Origin of the sequence: Isoptericola sp. NPDC057559 (assembly GCF_042801555.1) — a bacterium.
Classification (GTDB): domain Bacteria; phylum Actinomycetota; class Actinomycetes; order Actinomycetales; family Cellulomonadaceae; genus Isoptericola.
Map to the genome: position 1 here is coordinate 52,501 of NZ_JBHVFQ010000015.1, position 18,874 is coordinate 71,374.

Annotated in this window: 19 protein-coding genes; 10 read left to right on the top strand and 9 right to left on the bottom strand. The window is 73.4% G+C overall.

The window, feature by feature from the left end:
* The first annotated feature begins 18 nt into the window (after positions 1-18).
* Complete coding sequence (locus tag ACFU5J_RS14685) at positions 19-423, top strand: VOC family protein (protein WP_430576308.1); 405 nt, start codon at positions 19-21, stop codon at positions 421-423.
* A gap of 6 nt (positions 424-429) precedes the next feature.
* Here ACFU5J_RS14685 and ACFU5J_RS14690 read toward each other — a convergent pair whose 3' ends face one another.
* Positions 430-954, bottom strand: coding sequence for a VOC family protein (locus tag ACFU5J_RS14690; protein ID WP_430579206.1), 525 nt, complete (start codon positions 952-954; stop codon positions 430-432).
* A 93-nt stretch (positions 955-1,047) separates the two neighbouring features.
* Between ACFU5J_RS14690 and ACFU5J_RS14695 the strand changes: the two genes are divergently transcribed.
* A complete protein-coding gene (locus ACFU5J_RS14695) occupies positions 1,048-1,998 on the top strand; it encodes a helix-turn-helix transcriptional regulator (RefSeq protein ID WP_430579207.1) in 951 nt (316 codons plus the stop codon).
* Between the two features lie 40 nt (positions 1,999-2,038).
* Here the strand turns inward: ACFU5J_RS14695 and ACFU5J_RS14700 are convergent, their stop codons facing one another.
* Positions 2,039-3,727, bottom strand: a complete 1,689-nt coding sequence (locus tag ACFU5J_RS14700) for a DHA2 family efflux MFS transporter permease subunit (RefSeq protein ID WP_430579208.1) — start codon at positions 3,725-3,727, stop codon at positions 2,039-2,041.
* Between the two features lie 103 nt (positions 3,728-3,830).
* Between ACFU5J_RS14700 and ACFU5J_RS14705 the strand changes: the two genes are divergently transcribed.
* A complete protein-coding gene (locus tag ACFU5J_RS14705; RefSeq protein ID WP_430579209.1) occupies positions 3,831-5,474 on the top strand; it encodes a DUF885 family protein in 1,644 nt (547 codons plus the stop codon).
* Here ACFU5J_RS14705 and ACFU5J_RS14710 read toward each other — a convergent pair.
* Entirely contained in the window at positions 5,471-6,352 is an 882-nt protein-coding gene (locus ACFU5J_RS14710) for a sigma-70 family RNA polymerase sigma factor (RefSeq protein ID WP_430579210.1), read from the bottom strand. The two genes, ACFU5J_RS14705 and ACFU5J_RS14710, sit on opposite strands and share 4 nt — an antisense overlap.
* A 141-nt stretch (positions 6,353-6,493) precedes the next feature.
* Between ACFU5J_RS14710 and ACFU5J_RS14715 the strand changes: the two genes are divergently transcribed.
* The 3 genes from ACFU5J_RS14715 (at position 6,494) to ACFU5J_RS14725 (ending at position 9,020) form a co-directional block, all read left to right on the top strand.
* A complete protein-coding gene (locus ACFU5J_RS14715; RefSeq protein WP_430579211.1) occupies positions 6,494-6,973 on the top strand; it encodes a DoxX family protein in 480 nt (159 codons plus the stop codon).
* A gap of 25 nt (positions 6,974-6,998) precedes the next feature.
* Positions 6,999-7,442, top strand: a complete 444-nt coding sequence (locus ACFU5J_RS14720) for a MarR family winged helix-turn-helix transcriptional regulator (protein WP_430576315.1) — start codon at positions 6,999-7,001, stop codon at positions 7,440-7,442.
* 117 nt (positions 7,443-7,559) lie between these two features.
* Positions 7,560-9,020 carry an MATE family efflux transporter gene (locus ACFU5J_RS14725; protein WP_430579212.1) on the top strand — a complete coding sequence of 487 codons (1,461 nt, stop codon included), beginning with the start codon at positions 7,560-7,562 and terminating at the stop codon, positions 9,018-9,020.
* A 33-nt stretch (positions 9,021-9,053) separates the two neighbouring features.
* Here the strand turns inward: ACFU5J_RS14725 and ACFU5J_RS14730 are convergent, their stop codons facing one another.
* Positions 9,054-10,040, bottom strand: coding sequence for a LacI family DNA-binding transcriptional regulator (locus tag ACFU5J_RS14730; protein WP_430576317.1), 987 nt, complete (start codon positions 10,038-10,040; stop codon positions 9,054-9,056).
* A gap of 237 nt (positions 10,041-10,277) precedes the next feature.
* On the opposite strand from ACFU5J_RS14730, the gene ACFU5J_RS14735 reads away from it, so the two are divergent.
* Genes ACFU5J_RS14735 through ACFU5J_RS14750 form a run of 4 tightly spaced genes read left to right on the top strand, consistent with a single transcriptional unit; the run spans position 10,278 to position 14,643 of the window.
* Entirely contained in the window at positions 10,278-11,567 is a 1,290-nt protein-coding gene (locus ACFU5J_RS14735; RefSeq protein ID WP_430579213.1) for an extracellular solute-binding protein, read from the top strand.
* Positions 11,564-12,505: a carbohydrate ABC transporter permease gene (locus tag ACFU5J_RS14740; RefSeq protein WP_430579214.1), complete on the top strand. Its 942-nt coding sequence runs from the start codon at positions 11,564-11,566 to the stop codon at positions 12,503-12,505. Before ACFU5J_RS14735 ends, ACFU5J_RS14740 begins: the two co-directional genes overlap by 4 nt.
* 3 nt (positions 12,506-12,508) lie before the next feature.
* Positions 12,509-13,408: a carbohydrate ABC transporter permease gene (locus tag ACFU5J_RS14745; RefSeq protein ID WP_430576320.1), complete on the top strand. Its 900-nt coding sequence runs from the start codon at positions 12,509-12,511 to the stop codon at positions 13,406-13,408.
* Entirely contained in the window at positions 13,405-14,643 is a 1,239-nt protein-coding gene (locus ACFU5J_RS14750) for a glycoside hydrolase family 1 protein (RefSeq protein ID WP_430579215.1), read from the top strand. The genes ACFU5J_RS14745 and ACFU5J_RS14750 overlap by 4 nt, the downstream gene beginning before the upstream one ends.
* A 57-nt stretch (positions 14,644-14,700) precedes the next feature.
* On the opposite strand, the gene ACFU5J_RS14755 is transcribed toward ACFU5J_RS14750, so the two are convergent.
* The 5 genes from ACFU5J_RS14755 to ACFU5J_RS14775 all read right to left on the bottom strand — a co-directional run bounded on the left by ACFU5J_RS14755 (position 14,701) and on the right by ACFU5J_RS14775 (position 18,852).
* On the bottom strand, positions 14,701-14,829 hold the full coding sequence (locus tag ACFU5J_RS14755; protein WP_430576322.1) for a putative transporter small subunit: 129 nt from the start codon (positions 14,827-14,829) through the stop codon (positions 14,701-14,703).
* On the bottom strand, positions 14,826-16,454 hold the full coding sequence (locus ACFU5J_RS14760) for a sodium:proline symporter (protein ID WP_430579239.1): 1,629 nt from the start codon (positions 16,452-16,454) through the stop codon (positions 14,826-14,828). The genes ACFU5J_RS14755 and ACFU5J_RS14760 overlap by 4 nt, the downstream gene beginning before the upstream one ends.
* A gap of 518 nt (positions 16,455-16,972) precedes the next feature.
* Complete coding sequence (locus ACFU5J_RS14765) at positions 16,973-17,779, bottom strand: hypothetical protein (protein ID WP_430579216.1); 807 nt, start codon at positions 17,777-17,779, stop codon at positions 16,973-16,975.
* Positions 17,780-17,959: 180 nt separating this feature from the next.
* Positions 17,960-18,391, bottom strand: coding sequence for a carboxymuconolactone decarboxylase family protein (locus ACFU5J_RS14770; protein WP_430576324.1), 432 nt, complete (start codon positions 18,389-18,391; stop codon positions 17,960-17,962).
* Positions 18,388-18,852, bottom strand: coding sequence for a MerR family transcriptional regulator (locus ACFU5J_RS14775; RefSeq protein WP_430579217.1), 465 nt, complete (start codon positions 18,850-18,852; stop codon positions 18,388-18,390). The genes ACFU5J_RS14770 and ACFU5J_RS14775 overlap by 4 nt, the downstream gene beginning before the upstream one ends.
* Positions 18,853-18,874: the final 22 nt, after the last annotated feature.

Consider the following 18,874-nt stretch of genomic DNA (forward strand, 5'->3'; position numbering starts at 1 on the left):
TTCGACCGAGGAGCACCCGTGCTGCGCGGACTGACGACCATCACCTACCTCGCCGACGACGTCGCCGCCGCCCGCGACTGGTACGCCGAGGTGCTCGGCACCGACGCCTACTTCGCCCGCGAGGCCGGCGACCGCCTCGCCTACGCCGAGTTCCGCATCGGCGACTACCAGCACGAGCTCGGGATCATGGACCGGCGCTTCGCTCCCCCGCAGCCCGACGGCGTCGCGGGGGCCGTCGCCTACTGGGCGGTCGACGACGTGCGCGCCGCCCGCGCGCGCCTGCTGGAGCTGGGCGCCGCGCCCTACCAGGACGTGGTCGAGCGCGGCCCCGGGTTCGTCACCGCGGCCGTGGTCGACCCGTTCGGCAACGTGCTCGGCGTGATGGAGAACTCCCACTACGACGAGGTGCTCGCGGGTCGCTGACCGCCGTCAGCGCACCGGCGCGCTGCTGCGGCCGTGGTCGCGGCCGCTCAGCTCGGCGTCGAGGGTCTCCTGCGCCACGCGCATCTGCCCCGCGTAGAAGGGGTCCTGCAGCCGCTGCCACATGACGTCCTCGGGCACGTCCTCGACGTGGCTCACGACCCACCACACGTTGCCGAACGGGTCCTTGACCCGGCCGCCGCGCTGCCCGAAGGCGCTGTCGGCGAGGTCGGTCACCACGGTCGCGCCGGCCGCGGCCGCCCGCGCGAACGCCGCGTCGGCGTCCGGCACGAACACCCGCAGCAGGCTCGGCATGACGGGCCACTCGGGGCGCCGGTCGAAGGCGAGCACGACGGTGTCGCCCACGCGGGTCTCGCCGTGCCCGACCGAGCCGTCCTCGGTGACGACGCGGGCGAGCTCGTCGCCGTCGAACGCCGCGGTCACGAAGTCGAGGAAGGCGCCGGTGTCGTCGGTGACGACCCAGGGGGCGACGCTCGTGTAGCCGGCGGGGGCGGGGTGCTGCGTGGCGGTCATGACGGTGTCCTCTCGGGTGGGGTGACGCTGTGCCGGCCACGCTAGGCGGCAATGAGGACCGTTCCTGTCCTCGATAGCGGGCAGGATGGGGGCGTGCCCGGACCCACCTCCCGCCTGCTCTCGCTGCTGTCGCTGCTGCAGACCGCCCGCACGTGGTCGGGCGGCGAGCTCGCCGACCGGCTCGGCGTCACGCACCGCACCGTGCGGCGCGACGTCGACCGGCTGCGCGAGCTGGGCTACCCCGTCGAGGCGACGCTCGGCGCCCACGGCGGGTACCGGCTGGTCGCGGGCGCGTCGATGCCACCGCTGCTGCTGGAGGACGACGAGGCGGTGGCCGTCGCTCTCGGCCTGCGCACGGTCGCCGCCCACGGCCTGCCCGGGCTCGACGACGCGGGGGTCCGCGCGCTGACCAAGCTGAGCCGCTCGCTCCCGCCCCGGCTGCGGCACCGCGTGCGCACGCTCGGCGCGGCGGCGATGTCCGGGGACCGGCCCGCGAGCGCCGTCGACCCCGACGTCCTCACCGTGCTGGCGGCCGCGGCCGCCAACCGCGAGCGCGTGCGGCTGGAGTACGAGACCCGCGACGGGCGGCACGGGCCGCGGCACGTGGAGCCGCAGCAGCTGGTCGTCGTGCACCGGCGCTGGTACCTCGTGGCGTTCGACCTCGACCGCGACGACTGGCGCACGTTCCGCGCCGACCGGGTCCGCGCCCCGCGCGCGACCGGTGCTCGCTCGCGTCACGACCTGGCCGCGCCGGACGTGCTGGCCCACCTCGAGGCGAGCGAGCGCGCGCTGGCGCCCACGGCCCGGGCCGACGTCACGCTGCGCCTGCCTCTCGACGACGCCCGCGCCCGGCTGCGCGACCACCTCGGCGACGGCGACCTCGCCGCCGAGGGCGAGGACACCCGCTGGCGCAGCGCGGCGGACACCGTCGAGTGGCTCGCGCTGCGGCTGCTGGCGCTCGACTGCGCCTTCGAGGTGCACGGGCCGCCCGCGCTGCGCGCCCACCTCGACGCGATCCACGAGCGCACGCGGCCGGGGGCGTAGCCCCGCGCGCCGGGCGGGAGCCGCCCGGGCGCCGGCGGGCTCAGTCGTCGGCCCCGACGTCGCCGAGCCGTCGCGACGCGCGCACGACGGCGAGCGAGGCGGCCAGGCCGAGCAGCAGGAACACGCCGGCCACGAGCAGCGAGCCGCGGGTCGCGTCGGCGAAGCCCAGGGAGAGCGCGTCGACCACCGCGGGGCCCTGGTCGCCGAGCTTCCCGTCGGTGCCCTGGGCGCGCAGACCGGAGATGACGTTGCCCGCGGACCCGCTGGTGGCGTCGGCGAGCTGGGTCACCTGGGCGTCGGGCAGCCCCTGGCCGTCGAGCGAGGCGGGCACCGTCGTCGACAGCAGGACCGCGAGCGCCGTCCCGACCAGGGCGGTGCCCAGGGCCGACCCGACCTGCCGCACGGTGGACTGCGTCGCCGACCCCTGGCCGGACTCCGCGGGCGGCACCTGCGCGAGCGTCGTGCTCGTGAGCTGCGCGGACGCCAGCCCCAGCCCGACGCCGTACACGACGAGGACGAGCGCGAGCAGCCACGGTGAGACGGTGGGCGTCACGACGAGCGCGACGGCGACGACCCCCACGACCTCGAGCACCAGCCCGATGACGACGACGAGCGGCGCGCCCACCCGCGCGGCGAGGTGCCGGGCCGACGCGCCGGAGAGGAACGCGCCGATCGCCATCGCCGCGAGCACCAGCCCGGCGCCCATCGTCGAGAGGGCGAGCACGTTCACGAGGAACAGCGGCAGCACGAAGATGATGCCGAACTCCCCCACGGCGACGGCGGTCGCGGCGACGTTGCCCCAGCGGAAGGTGGCGATGCGGAACAGCCGGAGGTCGAGCAGCGCCGAGCGGCCGACCCGGGCGCGGTGCCGCTCCCACACGACGAACAGCACCAGGAGCGCCACCCCGAGCGCGAGCAGCACCGGCACCGGCGACACGGGCGCCGAGGCCGGCCAGGTCAGGCCGAGGACCTCGAAGTCGGTCTTCGGCGCCCACCAGCCGAGCGTCTGCCCCTCGATGAGGCCGAAGACGAGCGCTCCGAAGCCGAGCCCCGACAGCAGCAGCCCGTCCACGTCCAGGCCGGGCGCGGTCACCGTGGTGCGCGTCTCGGGGACCCACAGGTACGCGCCCACCACGACGGCGACGCCGATCGGCAGGTTGACGAGGAAGATCCACGGCCAGGTGAACGACGTCGTGAGCCAGCCGCCGGCCAGGGGTCCGATCGCGGCCGCCCCCGAGATCACCGCGCCCCACACCCCGAACGCCGCGGCACGGTCCTTGCCGCGGAAGGTGGCGTTCACCGTCGAGAGGGTGGTGGGCAGGATCGCCGCGGCGCCCAGGCCCTGCACCAGGCGGCCCCCGATGAGCGTGCCGCCGTCGTCGGCCGCCGCCGAGAGCAGCGACCCGACGAGGAACGCGGCCACGCCCACGACCAGCAGGCGACGGCGCCCGAGCCGGTCGCCGAGCCGCCCCGCCGACAGCAGCAGCCCGGCGAGCACGACGGCGTAGGACGCGCTCACCCACTGCGCCTCGCTGAGGCCCAGGCTCAGGTCCGCGACGATGTCCGGCATCGCGACCGCCACGATGGTGCCGTCGATGACCACCATCGACAGCGCCACCGACAGCACGACCAGCGCGCGCCACCGGTGCGCGTGGGCGCGGTCGTCCACCGCGGGCTCGACGTCTCCCGCGGTCCCGCTCGTCGGGTCGTCGGCCGTCCCTGCTCCCATGCTCCACCTCTCGCCTCGCGCGCGGCGGCCCGGCGCCGCCACCAGGTGACACCGTGTCAGATCACGGCACGGTGCGCTCGGAGGACGCGGGATGATGGGGCCCATGACCATCGCCGAGGACCTCCAGCAGCTCGGTGCGGACGTGGCGGCGTGGAGCACGTCGCGCGGGTTCCGCCCCTCCGACGACATCCCACGCACCCCGCGTCCGCCCGCCTGGGTGCCGCTCTTCGCGCCGTCCGACGTCGCGGAGACGCGCGCGCAGCGCGCGGCCCTCGAGGCCCGGCTGCGGGCCCTCGACGTGTCGGGCGAGGACGTCGCCGTGCAGGTCGACCACCGGCTGCTCGGCGCGGTCCTCGCGCGCGGCCGCTGGGACCTCGACGTCCTGCGCAGCTGGGAGCACGACCCCGTCTTCCTGCTCGGGCAGGTGCTCGGGCCGTGGTTCGACCTGCTCCTGCCGCCTCCCCCGTACCCCGCGGAGGTCCAGGACGCCCTGCTCGCCGTGGCCCGTGGCATCCCGGCGCGGGTCGACCTGGCGCTGGCCAACCTGGCCGGCGGCGCCGTGGCCGACCTCGCCGTCGTGGCCGCGGGTGACCTCGCCGACATCGAGCGGCGCTTCGCCGCGTCCGTCGACGGGCTCGACGGCGTCGTCGACCCCGGGGTGCTGGCCGCCCTGCGCGACGCCGCGCCCGCGGCCGGGGCCGCGCTCGCCGGCCTCCGCACCTGGCTGCAGGAGCGGATGGGGACGTTCGAGCCGTCCCGGCCCGTGGGCCGCGAGCAGTTCGTGTGGTTCCTGCGGCACGTCGCGCTGATCGCCGAGGAGCCCGAGGAGCTCGTCCGCGCCGCCCGTCAGGACCACGCGCGCGCCGTCGTCGCCGAGACCGTCACCCGGCACCGGCACCGCGACGTCCCGGAGGCGCCGCTCGATGCCGACGTCGACGCCCAGTGCGCCCGCGCCGCGGCGCTCGAGGACCGCACGCGCGACTTCCTGGAGCGCGAGGACCTGCTCAGTCAGCCGCCCACCCTGCGGCGCTACCTGTCGCGGCCGCTGCCCGCGTCCCTGGAGCCGCTGCGCTTCCTCGGCGTCAACGACGACCTCACCGACGAGCACCGGCTCGACCAGGACGGCGTCACCTACAAGCCGCAGCCAGGTCCCGATCTGCAGTACTTCGACGCCGCGGCCGCGCGCGACCCGCGGCTCGGCATCGTCCACGAGGGCGCGCACTACAAGCAGCTCGCCCTCACGCACGCGCACCCGGACCCGATCCGGCGCCGCTACGTCGACTCCGCCGCCAACGAGGGCATCGCCTTCTACAACGAGGAGCTGATGCTGCTCGCCGGCCTGTTCGACGACGCCCCCCACTCCCAGACCGTGGTGCACAACTTCAACCGGCTGCGCTGCCTGCGCGTCGTCGTCGACGTCTCCCTCGCGACCGGCGACCTCACCCTCGCCGACGCCGTCGACCTCTTCGTCCGCACCGTCCCCATGGACCGCACGACCGCGCAGGAGGAGTGCGCCGCCTACCTCAACACCCCGGGGCTCGCGATGTCGTACCACGTGGGCAAGCAGCAGCTCCTGCGCCTGGCCGCCGACGTCATCGCCCGCGACGGCGACGCCTTCCGCTTCCGCGACCTGCACGACCGCGTGTGGGGCAACGGCAACGTCCCGTTCTCGCTGCAGCGCTGGGAGATCCTCGGCGACCGGTCCGAGGTGGACGCCCTCGACCGCGCCGTCGAGCGCGACCGCTAGTACGGAGGCCGCAGCAGCACCGAGTGGACGGCGGCGATCCGCCCGTCGGCCACCAGCAGGCGGACCACGGCCACGGGCTCGCCGTCCTGCACCGCCAGCACCACCGCCTCCTCCCCCCGCCGGAGCGGGGCCAGCGTCCAGCCCGACCCCGGGCCGAGGTGGACCAGCGTGCGGGCCGCCACGCGCGCCGCGCCGACGTCGGAACCGACGCGCTCGCCGCGCCACGTCGCCCAGCCCGCCACGTCCGGGTGCAGCGTGCGGACGAGGGCGCCGAGGTCGCCTCCGTCGCAGGCCGCGACGAACCGGTCGACGACGTCGTGCAGCGCCGGGTCCGCGGGCACGGGGTCCGCGAGGGCGGTGCCCGCCGCCCGCCCGGCGGTGCGGACCGCGCGCCGGGCGCGGCTGGCGAGCTGCCGGCACGCGACGGCGGTGCGCCCCACCACCTCGGCGACGTCGTCGAAGGGGACCCCGAACACGTCGTGCAGCACGAAGACGGTGCGCTCCCCCGGCGTGAGGCGGTCGAGCACGACGGCGAGGGCCCGGCGGACCTCGTCGTCCAGCGTGACGCGGTCGGCCGGGCCGGCGACGTCGGCGGCGCCGTCGAACCCCTGCCAGGCGGGCTCGCGCGGCGCCGACAGGCGGGACCGGGCCGAGCGCACCCGGTCGAGGGCGAGCCTCCGCACCGCGACGACCAGCCAGGCGCGCAGGTCGCGGATCTGCTCGACGTCCTGCGCGGCGAGCCGCGCGAACGCGTCCTGCACGGCGTCCTCCGCCTCGGCCGGGTCGGCCAGGATCCGGTCCGCGACGGCGCGCAGGTAGGCGCGGTCGGCGCGCGACGCGGCCGCGACCCGCGCGGCGCCGTCCTCGATGACTCCCATGCAGACTGGACGATCCCGCCCTCGCGAACGTGACGGGCGCGCCACGGGCGGCGGCGCCGGGCCCGGTGTCACGGAACCGGCGCGCCGCCCGTCCCCTCCCGGAACGACCGGCGGCCGCCGGCCGCCGACGGAAGGAACGTCATGCTCGCCATCGCCCTCGGGGCCGCACAGCTCGTGCTCGCCCTGCTCTTCCTGTTCGCGGGCCTGCCCAAGGTGCTGGGCCGCGGCCTCGACCGCTGGGCCGGCTTCGACGCCCTTCCGCGCCCGCTCACGGCGCTGATCGGCGCCGCCGAGATCGCCGGGTCGCTCGCGCTCGTGCTCCCCCCGCTGCTGGGGCGCCTCCCGTGGGTCACGCCCCTCGCCGCCGGCGGCCTCGCCGTCGTCACGCTCATGGCCGCGGGCTTCCACCTGCGCGCCGACGAGCGGCTCCGGGCGCTCGAGACCGTGCTCTGGGCGCTGCTCTGCGGCACCGTCGCCGTCGGCCGCTGGGACCTGCTGGCCACCGGGCCCGACCTCGGCGCCGCGCTCCTCGCCCCCGTGATCGGCGTGCTCCTCGTGGGCCTCGGGGTCAACCTCGTCGCGATCCTCCGGGCGCCGGGCGCGACACCCGTTGACAGTTAGACCTCTAATCGTTAGAGTTCACATCATGACCGAGCAGCCCGTGCCCACCAGCAGCCTCGAGCTCGTCCGCTGGATCGGCTGGGCGCAGCGCAAGGCCGCCGAGGACTGGGTCCGCGAGCGCGAGCTCAGCCACGAGCAGGCCTTCGTCCTCGGCTACCTGGCCCAGAACCCCGGCGCCATCCAGCGCGACATCGCCCAGGTGAGCCGCACCAGCCCCGCGTCCGTCACGAGCCTCCTCAAGGGGCTCGAGCAGCGCGGCCTCGTCGAGCGCCGCACGGCGCCCGACAACGCGCGCGTCAAGCGCGTCCACCCCACCCCCGCCGGCGCCGCGCTCATCGCCGGGTTCGCGGACGCCATGTCCGCCGCCGACGACTCGATCCTCGCCCCGCTCGACGGCGACGAGCGCGCCACCCTGCGCGCCCTGCTCACCAAGATCGCCGCGGAGCTCCCGCAGCCCACCCGGGACTGACCCCGCAGGCGCCGCCGCGCCCCCACGCCGTCATGCCCTGACCCACCCCTGCCCGTCCCACCCTGCCGCGCCGGCTCCCGTCGGCGTGCGCTCCGGCCTGCCCGGAGAGGAGCAGCCATGAGCACCACCGACCTCACCTCCCCCACGCCCCCCGCCACCACGCCGCCCGACGCCGTCGGCAGCGACCGCTGGTACCTCTCGTCCGCGCCGATCGTCCGCGCCCTCGTGCACCTGTGCGTGCCGATGGCCGCCGCGATGATCGTCGGCGCCGTCTACAACGTCGTCAACGCGGGCGTCGTCGGCTCCCTGCACGACAACACCCTGCTCGCGGCCGTCACGCTCGGCACCCCGGTCCTCGGCCTGGTCATGGCCGTCGGGGGCGTCTTCGGCGTCGGCGGCGGCGCGCTCGTGGCCCGGCTGCTCGGCGCGGCCGAGAACGACCCCGCCGAGGCCACGAAGATCCGGCACGTCTCCTCGTTCGCGCTCTGGGGCTCCGTCGTCGCCGGCGCCGTCCTCGGCGTCGCCGGGCTCCTGCTGCTGCAGCCGCTGGTCACGCTCCTCGGGGCCGACGCCGCCACCGCGGCCGCGACCAGCACCTACGTCGCCGTGATGCTCGCCTTCGTCCCCGTGCTCGCGGCGGCGTTCTGCCTGGAGCAGCTGGTGCGGGCCGAGGGCGCGTCGCGCCAGGTGATGTCCGCCCTGATCGGCTCCACGGTGGCGAACCTCGCCCTCGACCTCGTCTTCGTGCTCGTCCTGCACTGGGGCGTCGCCGGCGTGGCCCTCGCGACCGGCCTGTCGAACCTCGCCGTCGTCGCCTGGTTCGCCGCCTGGCTGACGCGGCACAGCGCCCACATGAGCCTCGCCCCGCGCTGGTTCACCCTGTCGCCCGCGGTGCTGCGGCCCGTGCTCGGCGTCGGGGTGGGCGAGCTGCTGCAGGCGTCGTTCCTCATCGTCACCTCGCTGGTGCTCAACAACCTCGCCGCCGCGTACGGCGACGGCCCGCTCGCCGCGATGGGCGTCGCCGTCCGGATCGCGCAGGTGCCCGAGTTCCTGCTCATGGGCGTGACGCTCGGCGTCCTGCCGCTGCTCGCCTACGCCTACGGCAAGGGCGACCGCGGACGCCTCGCCGCGGCCCTGCGCGTGTCCGCCCTCACCGTGGGCGGCGTCGGGCTGTTCTTCGCCGTCGCCGTCTTCCTGGTCCGCGACCAGGTCGTCACCGCGTTCGTCGCCGACCCCGCCGTCCTGACGATCGGCGCCACGATCCTCACCGCGCAGCTCGTCGCGATGGTCGCCAACGGGTTCGCCGGGCTGCTCACGTCGCTGTTCCAGGCGACCGGCCGCTCCGTGCCCGCCGTCGTCATGTCCGTGTCGCAGGGCGTGCTGTTCGTCCCCGTCGTGCTGCTCGGCAACCTCTGGTTCGGGCTGCCCGGCATCGTCTGGGCGCTCACCGTGACCGAGGTGGTCGTGTGCCTCGTCGGCGTCGGGCTGCTGGTCGCGACCCGCGGCGCGATCGAGCGCGGCCTCGCCGAGGGCAGCCCCGCGCGCGCCGAGGAGGCGCTGGAGCACGCGGAGCCCTGAGCCCCGCGACGCCCGCGAGCCGCGCGGGCCGGGTCAGCCCGGCGCCGTCGACGACCGCACGACGAGGCTCGTCGCCAGCTCGGTGCGCGGGATGGCGCTCGGGTCCTCGCGGGTGCGCACGAGCATGTCGACGGCGGCCTCGCCCATCTGCGCCAGCGGCTGCCGGATGGTGGTCAGGGGCGGGTCCGTCCAGCGCCCGTAGGGCACGTCGTCGAACCCGATGACGGACAGGTCGTCGGGCACGTGCAGGCCCGCGTCGCGGATGGCGCGGATCGCGCCGAGCGCGGTGTCGTCGCTCGACGCGAACACCGCCGTCGGGCGGTCGTCGAGGGCCAGCAGCGCCTGCGCCGCCGCGTACCCCTCGTTGATGCCGTAGCGGGAGCGGATCACCAGGTCGTCGTCGACGGAGACCCCCGCCTGCAGCATCGCGGCGCGGTAGCCGGCGAGGCGCGCGATGGCGTTGTCCTGGTCGAGCGAGCCCGTGATCGTGGCGACGCGCGTGTGCCCGAGGCCGAGCAGGTGGTGGGTCGCGTCGAACGCGCCCTGGAAGTTGGTCGACGCGATGGACAGCGTGCCCTCGGGCGGGCGGCGCAGCGGGTCGACCGCGACCAGCGGGACGCCCGCCTCCGCGAGCGCCGCGCGGACCTTGGCGCTCGGCACGGCGACGACGCTGAGCAGCCCGTCCGTGCCGCGCCCGAGCGCGTGGCGCACCCAGCGGTCGCAGTCGTCCGGGTCGGGTCCGACGGTCAGCACGAGGTCCTTGCCGTGGCGCCGGGCCGCGGCGGCCGCGCCGCGCACCACCGTCTCCGCCCACGCGCCCTCGAGGTTGATGATCCAGACGTCCAGCAGCCCGGTGATGCGGGGCGTCGGGCGCCGGACGGCGTACCCGTGCTGCTTGAGCACCTCGGTCACGCGGCCGCGGGTGGCCTCGGAGACGTCGGGGCGCGAGTTGAGCACCTTCGACACCGTGGGCACGGACACTCCGGCCGCGGCGGCGACGACGGCGAGGGGGATCGTCATTGGTTCACACCTCAGGGCGATGATTTCGGAAACTCAGGATCGCTCGCCGACATCGTACGGGAACCCCGACCGTGCGCCCTGACCCCGTCATGACGCTGTTGTGACCTGGTGCGACCCGTCATGACCTGGCGAGAGCGACTAGACACGCCCCCGCCCGAGCCCTACTCTCCTCCCGCTGTTTCGCCCTGAGCGCTCGAAATTTCGAGCGAAGGCGTTCGAAATCACGAAGGAGTGATCATGCGCACCACGCGCTTCACCACGCTCACCGCCGCCGCGCTCGGCGTCGCCCTCCTCGCCACCGGCTGCGGCCGCAGCGACGACGCCGCCTCCGCCGACGGCGCCGACGCGGCCCCGATCTCCGGCAAGGCCACGGGCGAGATCGAGATCTGGACCGCGGACGGCCACGCCGACAACCTCAAGAAGCTGGCCGAGCCGTTCCTCGCCGACAACCCCGACGCCTCGATCAAGGTCACCGACGTCCCCTGGGACCAGATCCTCACCAAGGTCCAGACCGCCGCGGCGGCCGGCACCGGGCCGGACATCATCATGGCCGGCGCCGACCAGACGTCCGCCGTCATCGGCACGGGCGCCCTCGACGAGGTCCCGGACGGCGTCTACGACCCGGACGACTTCTACCCCGCCTCCATCGCCTCCGCGACCGGCGAGGACGCCCGCTACGGCATGCCCTGGTACGTCGAGACGCGCTTCCTCTTCTACCGCAAGGACATCGCCGCCGACCTCGGCCTCAAGGCCCCCACCACGTGGGAGGAGATGCAGGCGATGTCGAAGGCGTTCCAGGACCGCAAGGGCGGCACGTACGGCATCAGCCTGCCGCGACCCGTCGAGACCCCGGCGCAGGTCGTCGTGCCGTTCGTCTCCCAGGCGGGCGGCGCGATGGCCGACGAGGACGGGTGGACGATCGACACCCCGGAGTTCATCCAGGCGCTCGACTACTACGCCGGCTTCTTCCAGCGCAAGGAGGCCCCGATCGACGGCGGCGACTCCGACGCCACGTTCGAGAACGGCGGCACCCCGATGTTCATCTCGGGCCCGTGGATGCTCGACGTCTACCAGGACGCGATCGACGGCAAGACGGCGCCCAAGGACTTCACCATGGACTCGGTGGGCTACGCCGTGGCGCCGACCGGCCCCGGCGGCAACAACGACCAGTACATCGGCGGCGGCAACCTCGGCGTCTTCGCGGACTCCGACAACAAGGACTCCGCCTGGTCCTTCCTGTCGTGGCTCGGCAAGCCCGAGCAGCAGCAGAAGTGGTACGACCTCAACGGTGAGTTCCCCGCCAACATCTCCGCCGCCGACTACCCGGCCATCACCGACAACCCGGTGACCGCGGTGGTCAAGGAGCAGATGCAGCACACGATCGAGACGCCGCGCTACCCGGCGTGGTCGCAGATCTCCGACCTCATCGGCACCTACTCCGAGCGCGTCGCCAACGGCGAGATGACCTCCGCGGCCGCCGCCAAGGAGATCCAGACCCAGGCGGACTCCCTCGGGTTCGGGTGGTGACCGCCACCACCACGGCACCACCGACGACGCCGCGGCGGACAGGGAAGACCGTCTCCCTGTCCGCCCGGCGCCGCCGGACGGCGGCCGTCGCCTGGCTGTTCGTCACGCCGTTCGTCGTGACCTTCGGGATCTTCGGCCTGATCCCGCTCATCAGCTCGTTCGGGATGTCGTTCACCGACATGCACGCGCGGGACATCCGGAGCCCGTTCGCCGTCAACTTCGTCGGGCTCGAGAACTTCGTGACCGTGCTGACGAACACGTCGTTCCTCAAGGCGCTGCGCAACACGCTGCTCTTCGTGGCCGTGGGCGTGCCGCTCAGCCTGTTCCTGTCGCTGGTGCTCGCCGTCCTGCTCAACTCGCTCGGCAAGCGGGCGGCCGCCTTCTTCCGCGTCGGGTACTACACGCCGGTCGTCACGACGATCGTCGCCGTCGCCATCGTGTGGCGGATCATGTACCAGAACACCGGCGTCATCAACACGATGCTGGGGTGGGTGGGCATCGACGGCCCCCACTGGTTGTCGGACACCCGCACGGCGCTGTTCGCGCTGACCGTCATGGCCGTGTGGCGCAGCCTCGGCTCCACGATGGTCATCTTCCTCGCGGGCCTCCAGGGCATCCCCCAGGAGGTCAAGGAGGCCGCCTCGGTCGACGGCGCGAACCCGGTCCAGAGCTTCTTCCGGATCACGATCCCGATCATGATGCCGACGATCCTGCTCAACGCGATCCTCACGACCACCGGGTTCATGCAGTTCTTCGACGAGCCCTTCGTGATGACGAACGGCGGACCGCTGGAGTCGACCACGTCGATCGCCCTGCAGGTCTACAACCAGTTCAAGTACGGCAACTACGCCGTCGGGTCGGCAGGCGCCTACGTGCTGTTCGTCCTCATCGGCATCTTCGCCATCATCCAGTTCCGGTTCTTCCGGCAGAGGACCTGACCCATGACCGCTGTGATCACCCCGCCCGACGTCGAGCCCCGGGCCGACGTCCCCGCCACCCCCCGTCGCCGCCGCAAGCCGGTGCGCTGGGGCAACCTCGCCGTCCTCACCGTCCTGTCGATCGGGCTCGCGTTCACGCTGCTGCCGTTCGTCTGGATGGTGCTGGGCGCGTTCAAGACGAAGGCCGAGATCATGTCCCGGCCGGTCACCTGGTGGCCGGTGAACCCCACGCTGGAGAACTTCCGGTCGTGGCTGTTCGACTTCGACATCTCCCGGCCGTTCTTCAACTCCGTGCTGCTCGCCGTCGTCGCCGTCGCCAGCACCCTGCTGTTCTGCTCGATGGTGGGCTGGGCGCTCGCCAAGCTGGAGTTCCCGGGCAAGAAGGCGCTCATCACGGTCGTGCTCGCCACGATGTTCGTGCCGGGCATCGTCACCCTCATCCCGCAGTTCGTGCTCGTGGCCCGCCTCGGCATGGTCAACACGTACTGGGGGCTCATCCTGCCGGGCCTCGTCGGCGCGTTCGGCGTCTTCCTCATGCGGCAGTTCATGCTGGAGATCCCCGACTCGCTGCTCGACGCCGCCCGGATCGACGGCGCCGGCGAGTTCCGGATCTTCTTCCGGATCGTGCTGCCGCTGTGCAAGGCACCCCTCGCGACCCTGGCGATCTTCACGTTCATGGGGTCGTGGAACAGCTTCCTGTGGCCGCTGATCATCTCCCAGGACGACTCGATGTACACGCTGCCCGTGTCCCTCGCGCTGTTCTCCTCGGACGCCGGGAACCACGGGGCGGAGTACGGCCTGCAGATGGCGGGCTCGTTCCTCATCGTCCTCCCCGTGCTCGTGCTGTTCGTCGCCATGCAGAAGCACTTCATCCAGGGCATCACCATGACAGGGATCAAATGACCACCACCGTGCCCGCGCCCGCAGGTTTCCTGTGGGGCGCCGCGACCGCCGCGCACCAGATCGAGGGCGGCAACACCAACACCACGAACTGGGCCGACGAGTACCACCCGCGGGCCACCGTGCGCGAGCCGTCCGGCGACGCCTGCGACTCCTACCACCGCTTCGGCGAGGACATCGCGCTGCTGGCCGAGGCCGGCCTGACCACCTACCGGTTCTCGCTGGAGTGGGCCCGCATCGAGCCCGAGGAGGGCGTCGTCTCCGACGCCCAGCTCGCCCACTACCGCCGCATGATCGACACCTGCCGCACCCACGGCGTCGAGCCGTTCGTCACGCTGCACCACTTCACGTTCCCGCGCTGGTGGCGCGAGCGCGGCGGCTGGCAGGCGCCCGACAGCGCCGACGTCTTCGCGCGCTACGCCCGCACCGCGGCGAGCATCCTCGGCGACGTGCGCTGGGTGGTGACCATCAACGAGCCGAACATGCTCGTGGTCAACGCCGAGTCCACCGTCGACACCGGCACCGGCGTCAACGTGCCCGACGAGCCCGACCCCGAGCTCGCCCGCGCCATCGCGGCCGCCCACCACGCCGCCGTCGACGTGCTCCACCAGGAGATCCCCGGCGTCCAGGTCGGCTGGACCGTCGCCAACCAGGACTACCAGGCCGTGCCCGGCTGGGAGGCCCAGCGCGACACGTGGCAGTACTGGCGCGAGGACTTCTACCTCGAGCACGCCTGCGGCGACGACTTCATCGGCGTCCAGGCCTACCTGCGCACCGTCATCGGCCCCACCGACGACGCCCGCGGCTACGGCCCCCAGCCGTGGCCCGAGGGCACCGACGTCACCCTGACGGGGTGGGAGTACTACCCCCATGCCCTCGGCCACGCGCTGCAGCACACGCACCGCGTCACCGGCGGGCTGCCGATGATCGTGACGGAGAACGGCATCGCGACGTCGGACGACGAGCGACGGATCGCGTACACGACGGGGGCGCTGGCCGGGCTGGCCTCGGCGGTCGACGACGGCTGCCGCGTGTTCGGCTACCTGCACTGGTCGCTGCTGGACAACTACGAGTGGGGTTCGTTCGCGCCCACCTTCGGCCTGGTCGCCGTGGACCGGCGGACCTTCGAGCGCACGCCCAAGCCCAGCCTCGCGTGGCTGGGTGGGCTGGCTCGGCGGAACGAGCTGCCGGCCCGCGAGCCGGCCGCGGCGATCGCCGGCACGACCGAGCGCGCCTGATCGGCACACCGCCCCGCCCCGTGCATCGGGGCGGGGCGGCCGTTCGCCGCGTCGTCGCTAGATCACGCTGCGCCCCTCGGCCTTCGCCTGGCGCAGCTCGCGGTAGAACGCTCGGCTGATCACGAAGAGCACGCCGGCCACGACGACTGGCCAGACGAGCACGTACACCGTCAGCAGGAACGTCATGAGATCCCCTCTCCCGCCGCGACGGGCTCGCCCCGGCGCGGCTCGTCGGCCGGACGGCCCGTGGCCGCCGGCTCCATGTCGAAGTCGCCGGTGCGCTCCTTGATCAGGGCGAAGTCGAACCGGTCCTTGCTCAGCAGCGTCAGGGCGACGCACACGACCGTGCTGGCCGCATAGGCCACGAGCGACCCCGACAGCACCGGGTAGGTGTGCAGGAACCCGATCGTGAAGGGCGCGGCCGCGACGGTGGCGACCACCCCGACGACGAGCGCGACCCGCGTGCCGAAGAAGCCGAAGGCCATCAGGCCGAGCACGACCCCGATGCCGAGCGTGGCCAGGACGTCCGACGCGATGCCCAGCCCGCCGGAGAGGTCCACCCACGAGAAGCGCACCGGCAGGAAGACGGCGAGGCCTGCGACCACCGCCGCGCTGAAGGCGACGTTGGTGACCCGGTCCCAGTAGAAGCTCGCGATGACGGGGAACACGAGCGCGCCCCACATCGCTCCGACGAACACGAGCAGGTCCAGGATGTTGAACCGGGCGCCGGCGAAGACCAGGCCCGCGGCGATCGCGACGACCATCGTGACCCGGCCGACGAGGATCATGGTCCGCGGGTCGGCACGCTTCTTGCCCGCGACGTTCTGCCCGTAGACGTCCGCCATGGCGATCGACGCGAGCGCCGTGAGGTCGGAGTCCGCCGTCGACGAGAGCGACCCGATGATCATCACGAAGAACAGGCACAGGAGCAGCGGGTTCAGGTAGGTCGCGGCCATCTGCGGGACGAGGTTGTTCACGTCCCCGCCGAGGGGCTCGATGCCCGCGTACAGCGCGATGACGCCGAGCATGCCGACGCCGATGATCGTCGCGCCGTAGCCGAACGTCGCGGTGACGAACGTCTTCTTGATGAGGTCCTCACGGACCGCGAAGAGCCGCTGGGCGATCGTCTGGTTGCCGATCGCGTAGGCCAGGACGGCCGCGATGTACGGGGCACCCTGGTTGAAGAACGCGTCGGAGGAGAAGAAGTCCTTCTGCTGGGCGGTGAGGTTCGCGGCGCCGGTCTCGAACAGGCCGGGCCCGCCGGCGGCGAAGAACACCACCGGGATGATGACGACGACCGCGCCCAGCAGGGCCACCACCTGGGCGAAGTCGGTGAGGACCGACGCCCGGAACCCGGACCAGAGCGTGTACAGGAGCACGCCGGCCGCGATGGCGACGATGCCCTGCGTGAACGTGTAGGGCGTCAGCATGGCGACCAGGGCGCCGCCGGCGATCAGGTTGGACGTGAGGCTGATGACGCTGCCGAGCACGTTGGACCCGGCGAGCATGAGCTGGCTCGAGCGGCCGTGCCGGGCGAACATCACCTCCGCGATCGTGTGCGCGCGCGGCGCGACGGCGCGGATCCGGCGCCCGAACGGGTAGATGAGCAGGATCATCAGGGCGCCCCAGAGCCCGTAGTGGATGGGGCCCGACAGACCATAGGTGTAGCCGGACGTCGCGGAGGCGTACATCGACGACGCCCAGATCCAGGTGGCGGTCATCGACGCCGCGGAGATCCCGAAGCCGACCTTGCCGCCGCCCGTCATGTAGCCGTCGGCGTTCTCCTTCTTCCGGCTGATGCGGACCGACATGTAGAAGCTGCCGCCGAAGAACAGCAGCAGGATGAGGACCACGATCGGTCCAGGGATGTGTTGCAGGTTGCCCAAGGTGTTCTCACTCTTTCGTCAGGGACCCGGAGCCTGCTGAAGGCCCGGAGGGACGGGGAAGCGGGAACGGCAGCTAAGCGGGCGGGACTCGTCGGGGACAGGCGGGGCGGCACGCGCAGGGCAGCGCGTACCGTGCCGGCTGGATCGACAGCACGGAGCTCCTTCCGGTCGTCAGCGGCCCTGACCAGGGCGCATGGCGTCGCGCCACGGTCAGGGCGTGCGGGCGCCGGCGCACGGAGGGGCCGGCGAGTCGGTGACGGGACCAGCGGGAACTCTCGCGAGTGCGCGCCGACGAGACGAGGCGTCGGGGTTCCTCCGGGCGCGGCGCAGCGCGCCGGTCAACAGGGCCGTCGAGTCACGTTTATACCACAAAAAAGGTACATTCTTCCCAGGCCTGCCCGCGACGACAGGAGGCGGCCGCCCCACCCGGGACCGGGACGCCGTCAGTCGGACCGCGTCGACGCCGGCCGCTCGAGCCCCCGGAACGGCGCGATCGCGCCCTCGAACTCGGCCTTCATCCCGGCGCGCACCACGGTGGCGCCGTACTCGAGCCTGATCGACGCCACCGGGAGGTCGATCTCCTCGGCCTCGTCGACACCGCGACCCGTCGGGTCGAGCGACGCGTCCTGGATGTCGAGCGTGATCCACCGGTAGCCGTCGGACGCCACGGCCGACCACCACCAGCACCCCCCGCCCTCGACGGTGCAGAACCGGTCGTGGTACTCCTCGCGCCAGGCGGGGTCGGCGGCCATCGACTCGGAGTCGGTCTCCAGCTCCGTCGGCCCCAGCCCGGCCTTCTCGGTCACCTCGCTCGCGGCGTCGACGATCCGCTGCCACTGCTGAAGGTCCGGGACCTGCGTGCTCGCGAGCCGGCAGCAGTTCACCGTGGCGAGCATGGACGCCCCTCCGTACCCGTTGCCCTCCTCCGTGAACCAGTCCTCGTCGTCGAACCACGAGGCCTCGGGCCGCTCCGCCGCGAGCGCCACGCCGCCCGCCTCCTGGACCGCGGCGCGGAGGTCGAGCACGAGTTGCCGGGCGGGCGCCTCCGGCTCCGCCTGGTCGGGAGCCTCGAGCAGCTGCTCCGCGTCCGTCCCCTCGGTCGCCGGGTAGTCCTTCCAGTCCACGGCGACGGTCGCGCCGTCCGCGTCGACGGAGGTGCTCTTCGGCGACGGGCCGAGCCCGAGCAGGCCGCACCCGCCGAGGAGGAGGGCGGCGGCGAGCGCCAGGATCACCGGCCGAGGAGCGCGCATCCGCGCAGTCTCACAGTGCCGCCACGGTCGCCGGCGCGGCGCCACGGGTGAAACCGTCAGGTCCCGGGCGGCGCGACGGACCGCAGGACGTGCTCGACGAGGGTCCGCTCGTCGCTCCGGCGGCTCGTCGACGTCGTTTTCTCGGCGCCGAGAGGGCCTCCCCGGGCGACCGGGTGAGGCTCAGCCGACCGGCTCGGCGTCGCGCGCGGCGAAGACCTCCCGGGCGACGAAGGTGGCGTTGAGCGCGCGGGGGAAGCCGCAGTAGACGGCGGCGTGCAGGATCGCCTCGGTGATCTCCTCGCGCGTCAGGCCGACGTTGAGGGCGGCGCCGATGTGCACCCGCAGCTGGGGCTCGCACCCGCCGAGGGCCGTGAGGACGCCGAGGGTCACGAGCTGGCGGCTCCGCGGGTCCAGGCCGGGGCGGTCGTAGATGTCGCCGAAGGCGAAGGCGGCGACGTGGTGGCCGAGGGCGGGGCTGACGTCGGCGAGGGAGTCGACGACGGCCTCGCCCTGGTGCCCGTCGATCCGCGACAGGACGTCGAGACCCCGGCGGCGGCGGGCGAGGTTGTCGGGGCTGTCGATGTCGTGCTGCGCGGGGGCGGTCGTGGTCATGGCCGGGGGCCTTCCTGGTAGGTGGAGATCTTGTACTCGGTGGCAGCGAGGGAGAGTTGGAGCTGCGCGATCTGCGCGCGCAGCGTGTCCCGGTGCTCGAGGAGCATGTCGAGGCGCTCGGGCACGGTCTCCTGCCCGTCGTCGACGAGCTCGACGTACCGGCGCAGGTCGCTGATCGGCATGCCCGAGGTGCGCATCCGGGTCAGGAAGACCAGGCGCCGCGCGGCCGCCGCGTCGTACCGCCGGTGGCCGGCGCCGTCGCGGTCGACGCGCACCAGGCCGATGCGCTCGTAGTAGCGGAGGGTGTGGGGGTTGACGCCGAGGTGGGCCGCCGTCGTGGCGATGTCCCAGTCCGTCGCGTCGTCGTCCCGGGCGAGCTCGCGCAGCGCCTCGACCGAGACCCCGCCGGCCGGGTCGACCGCCAGTCGCAGCGCCTCTCGGAGCGCCTCGTCGTTGTCCATGACCGGGACGCTAGAGGTGTGA

Bases quoted from the DNA above. Each gene is read 5' to 3' on its own strand.
- ACFU5J_RS14755 (WP_430576322.1), bottom strand. From the start codon at position 14,829: ATGACGTTCCTGCTGACGGTGTACGTGCTCGTCTGGCCAGTCGTCGTG.
- ACFU5J_RS14725 (WP_430579212.1), top strand. From the start codon at position 7,560: ATGAGCACCACCGACCTCACCTCCCCCACGCCCCCCGCCACCACGCCG.
- ACFU5J_RS14775 (WP_430579217.1), bottom strand. From the start codon at position 18,852: ATGGACAACGACGAGGCGCTCCGAGAGGCGCTGCGACTGGCGGTCGAC.
- ACFU5J_RS14770 (WP_430576324.1), bottom strand. From the start codon at position 18,391: ATGACCACGACCGCCCCCGCGCAGCACGACATCGACAGCCCCGACAAC.
- ACFU5J_RS14750 (WP_430579215.1), top strand. From the start codon at position 13,405: ATGACCACCACCGTGCCCGCGCCCGCAGGTTTCCTGTGGGGCGCCGCG.
- ACFU5J_RS14690 (WP_430579206.1), bottom strand. From the start codon at position 954: ATGACCGCCACGCAGCACCCCGCCCCCGCCGGCTACACGAGCGTCGCC.
- ACFU5J_RS14700 (WP_430579208.1), bottom strand. From the start codon at position 3,727: ATGGGAGCAGGGACGGCCGACGACCCGACGAGCGGGACCGCGGGAGAC.
- ACFU5J_RS14705 (WP_430579209.1), top strand. From the start codon at position 3,831: ATGACCATCGCCGAGGACCTCCAGCAGCTCGGTGCGGACGTGGCGGCG.
- ACFU5J_RS14720 (WP_430576315.1), top strand. From the start codon at position 6,999: ATGACCGAGCAGCCCGTGCCCACCAGCAGCCTCGAGCTCGTCCGCTGG.
- ACFU5J_RS14765 (WP_430579216.1), bottom strand. From the start codon at position 17,779: ATGCGCGCTCCTCGGCCGGTGATCCTGGCGCTCGCCGCCGCCCTCCTC.
- ACFU5J_RS14730 (WP_430576317.1), bottom strand. From the start codon at position 10,040: ATGACGATCCCCCTCGCCGTCGTCGCCGCCGCGGCCGGAGTGTCCGTG.
- ACFU5J_RS14715 (WP_430579211.1), top strand. From the start codon at position 6,494: ATGCTCGCCATCGCCCTCGGGGCCGCACAGCTCGTGCTCGCCCTGCTC.
- ACFU5J_RS14735 (WP_430579213.1), top strand. From the start codon at position 10,278: ATGCGCACCACGCGCTTCACCACGCTCACCGCCGCCGCGCTCGGCGTC.
- ACFU5J_RS14745 (WP_430576320.1), top strand. From the start codon at position 12,509: ATGACCGCTGTGATCACCCCGCCCGACGTCGAGCCCCGGGCCGACGTC.
- ACFU5J_RS14760 (WP_430579239.1), bottom strand. From the start codon at position 16,454: ATGTCGGTCCGCATCAGCCGGAAGAAGGAGAACGCCGACGGCTACATG.
- ACFU5J_RS14710 (WP_430579210.1), bottom strand. From the start codon at position 6,352: ATGGGAGTCATCGAGGACGGCGCCGCGCGGGTCGCGGCCGCGTCGCGC.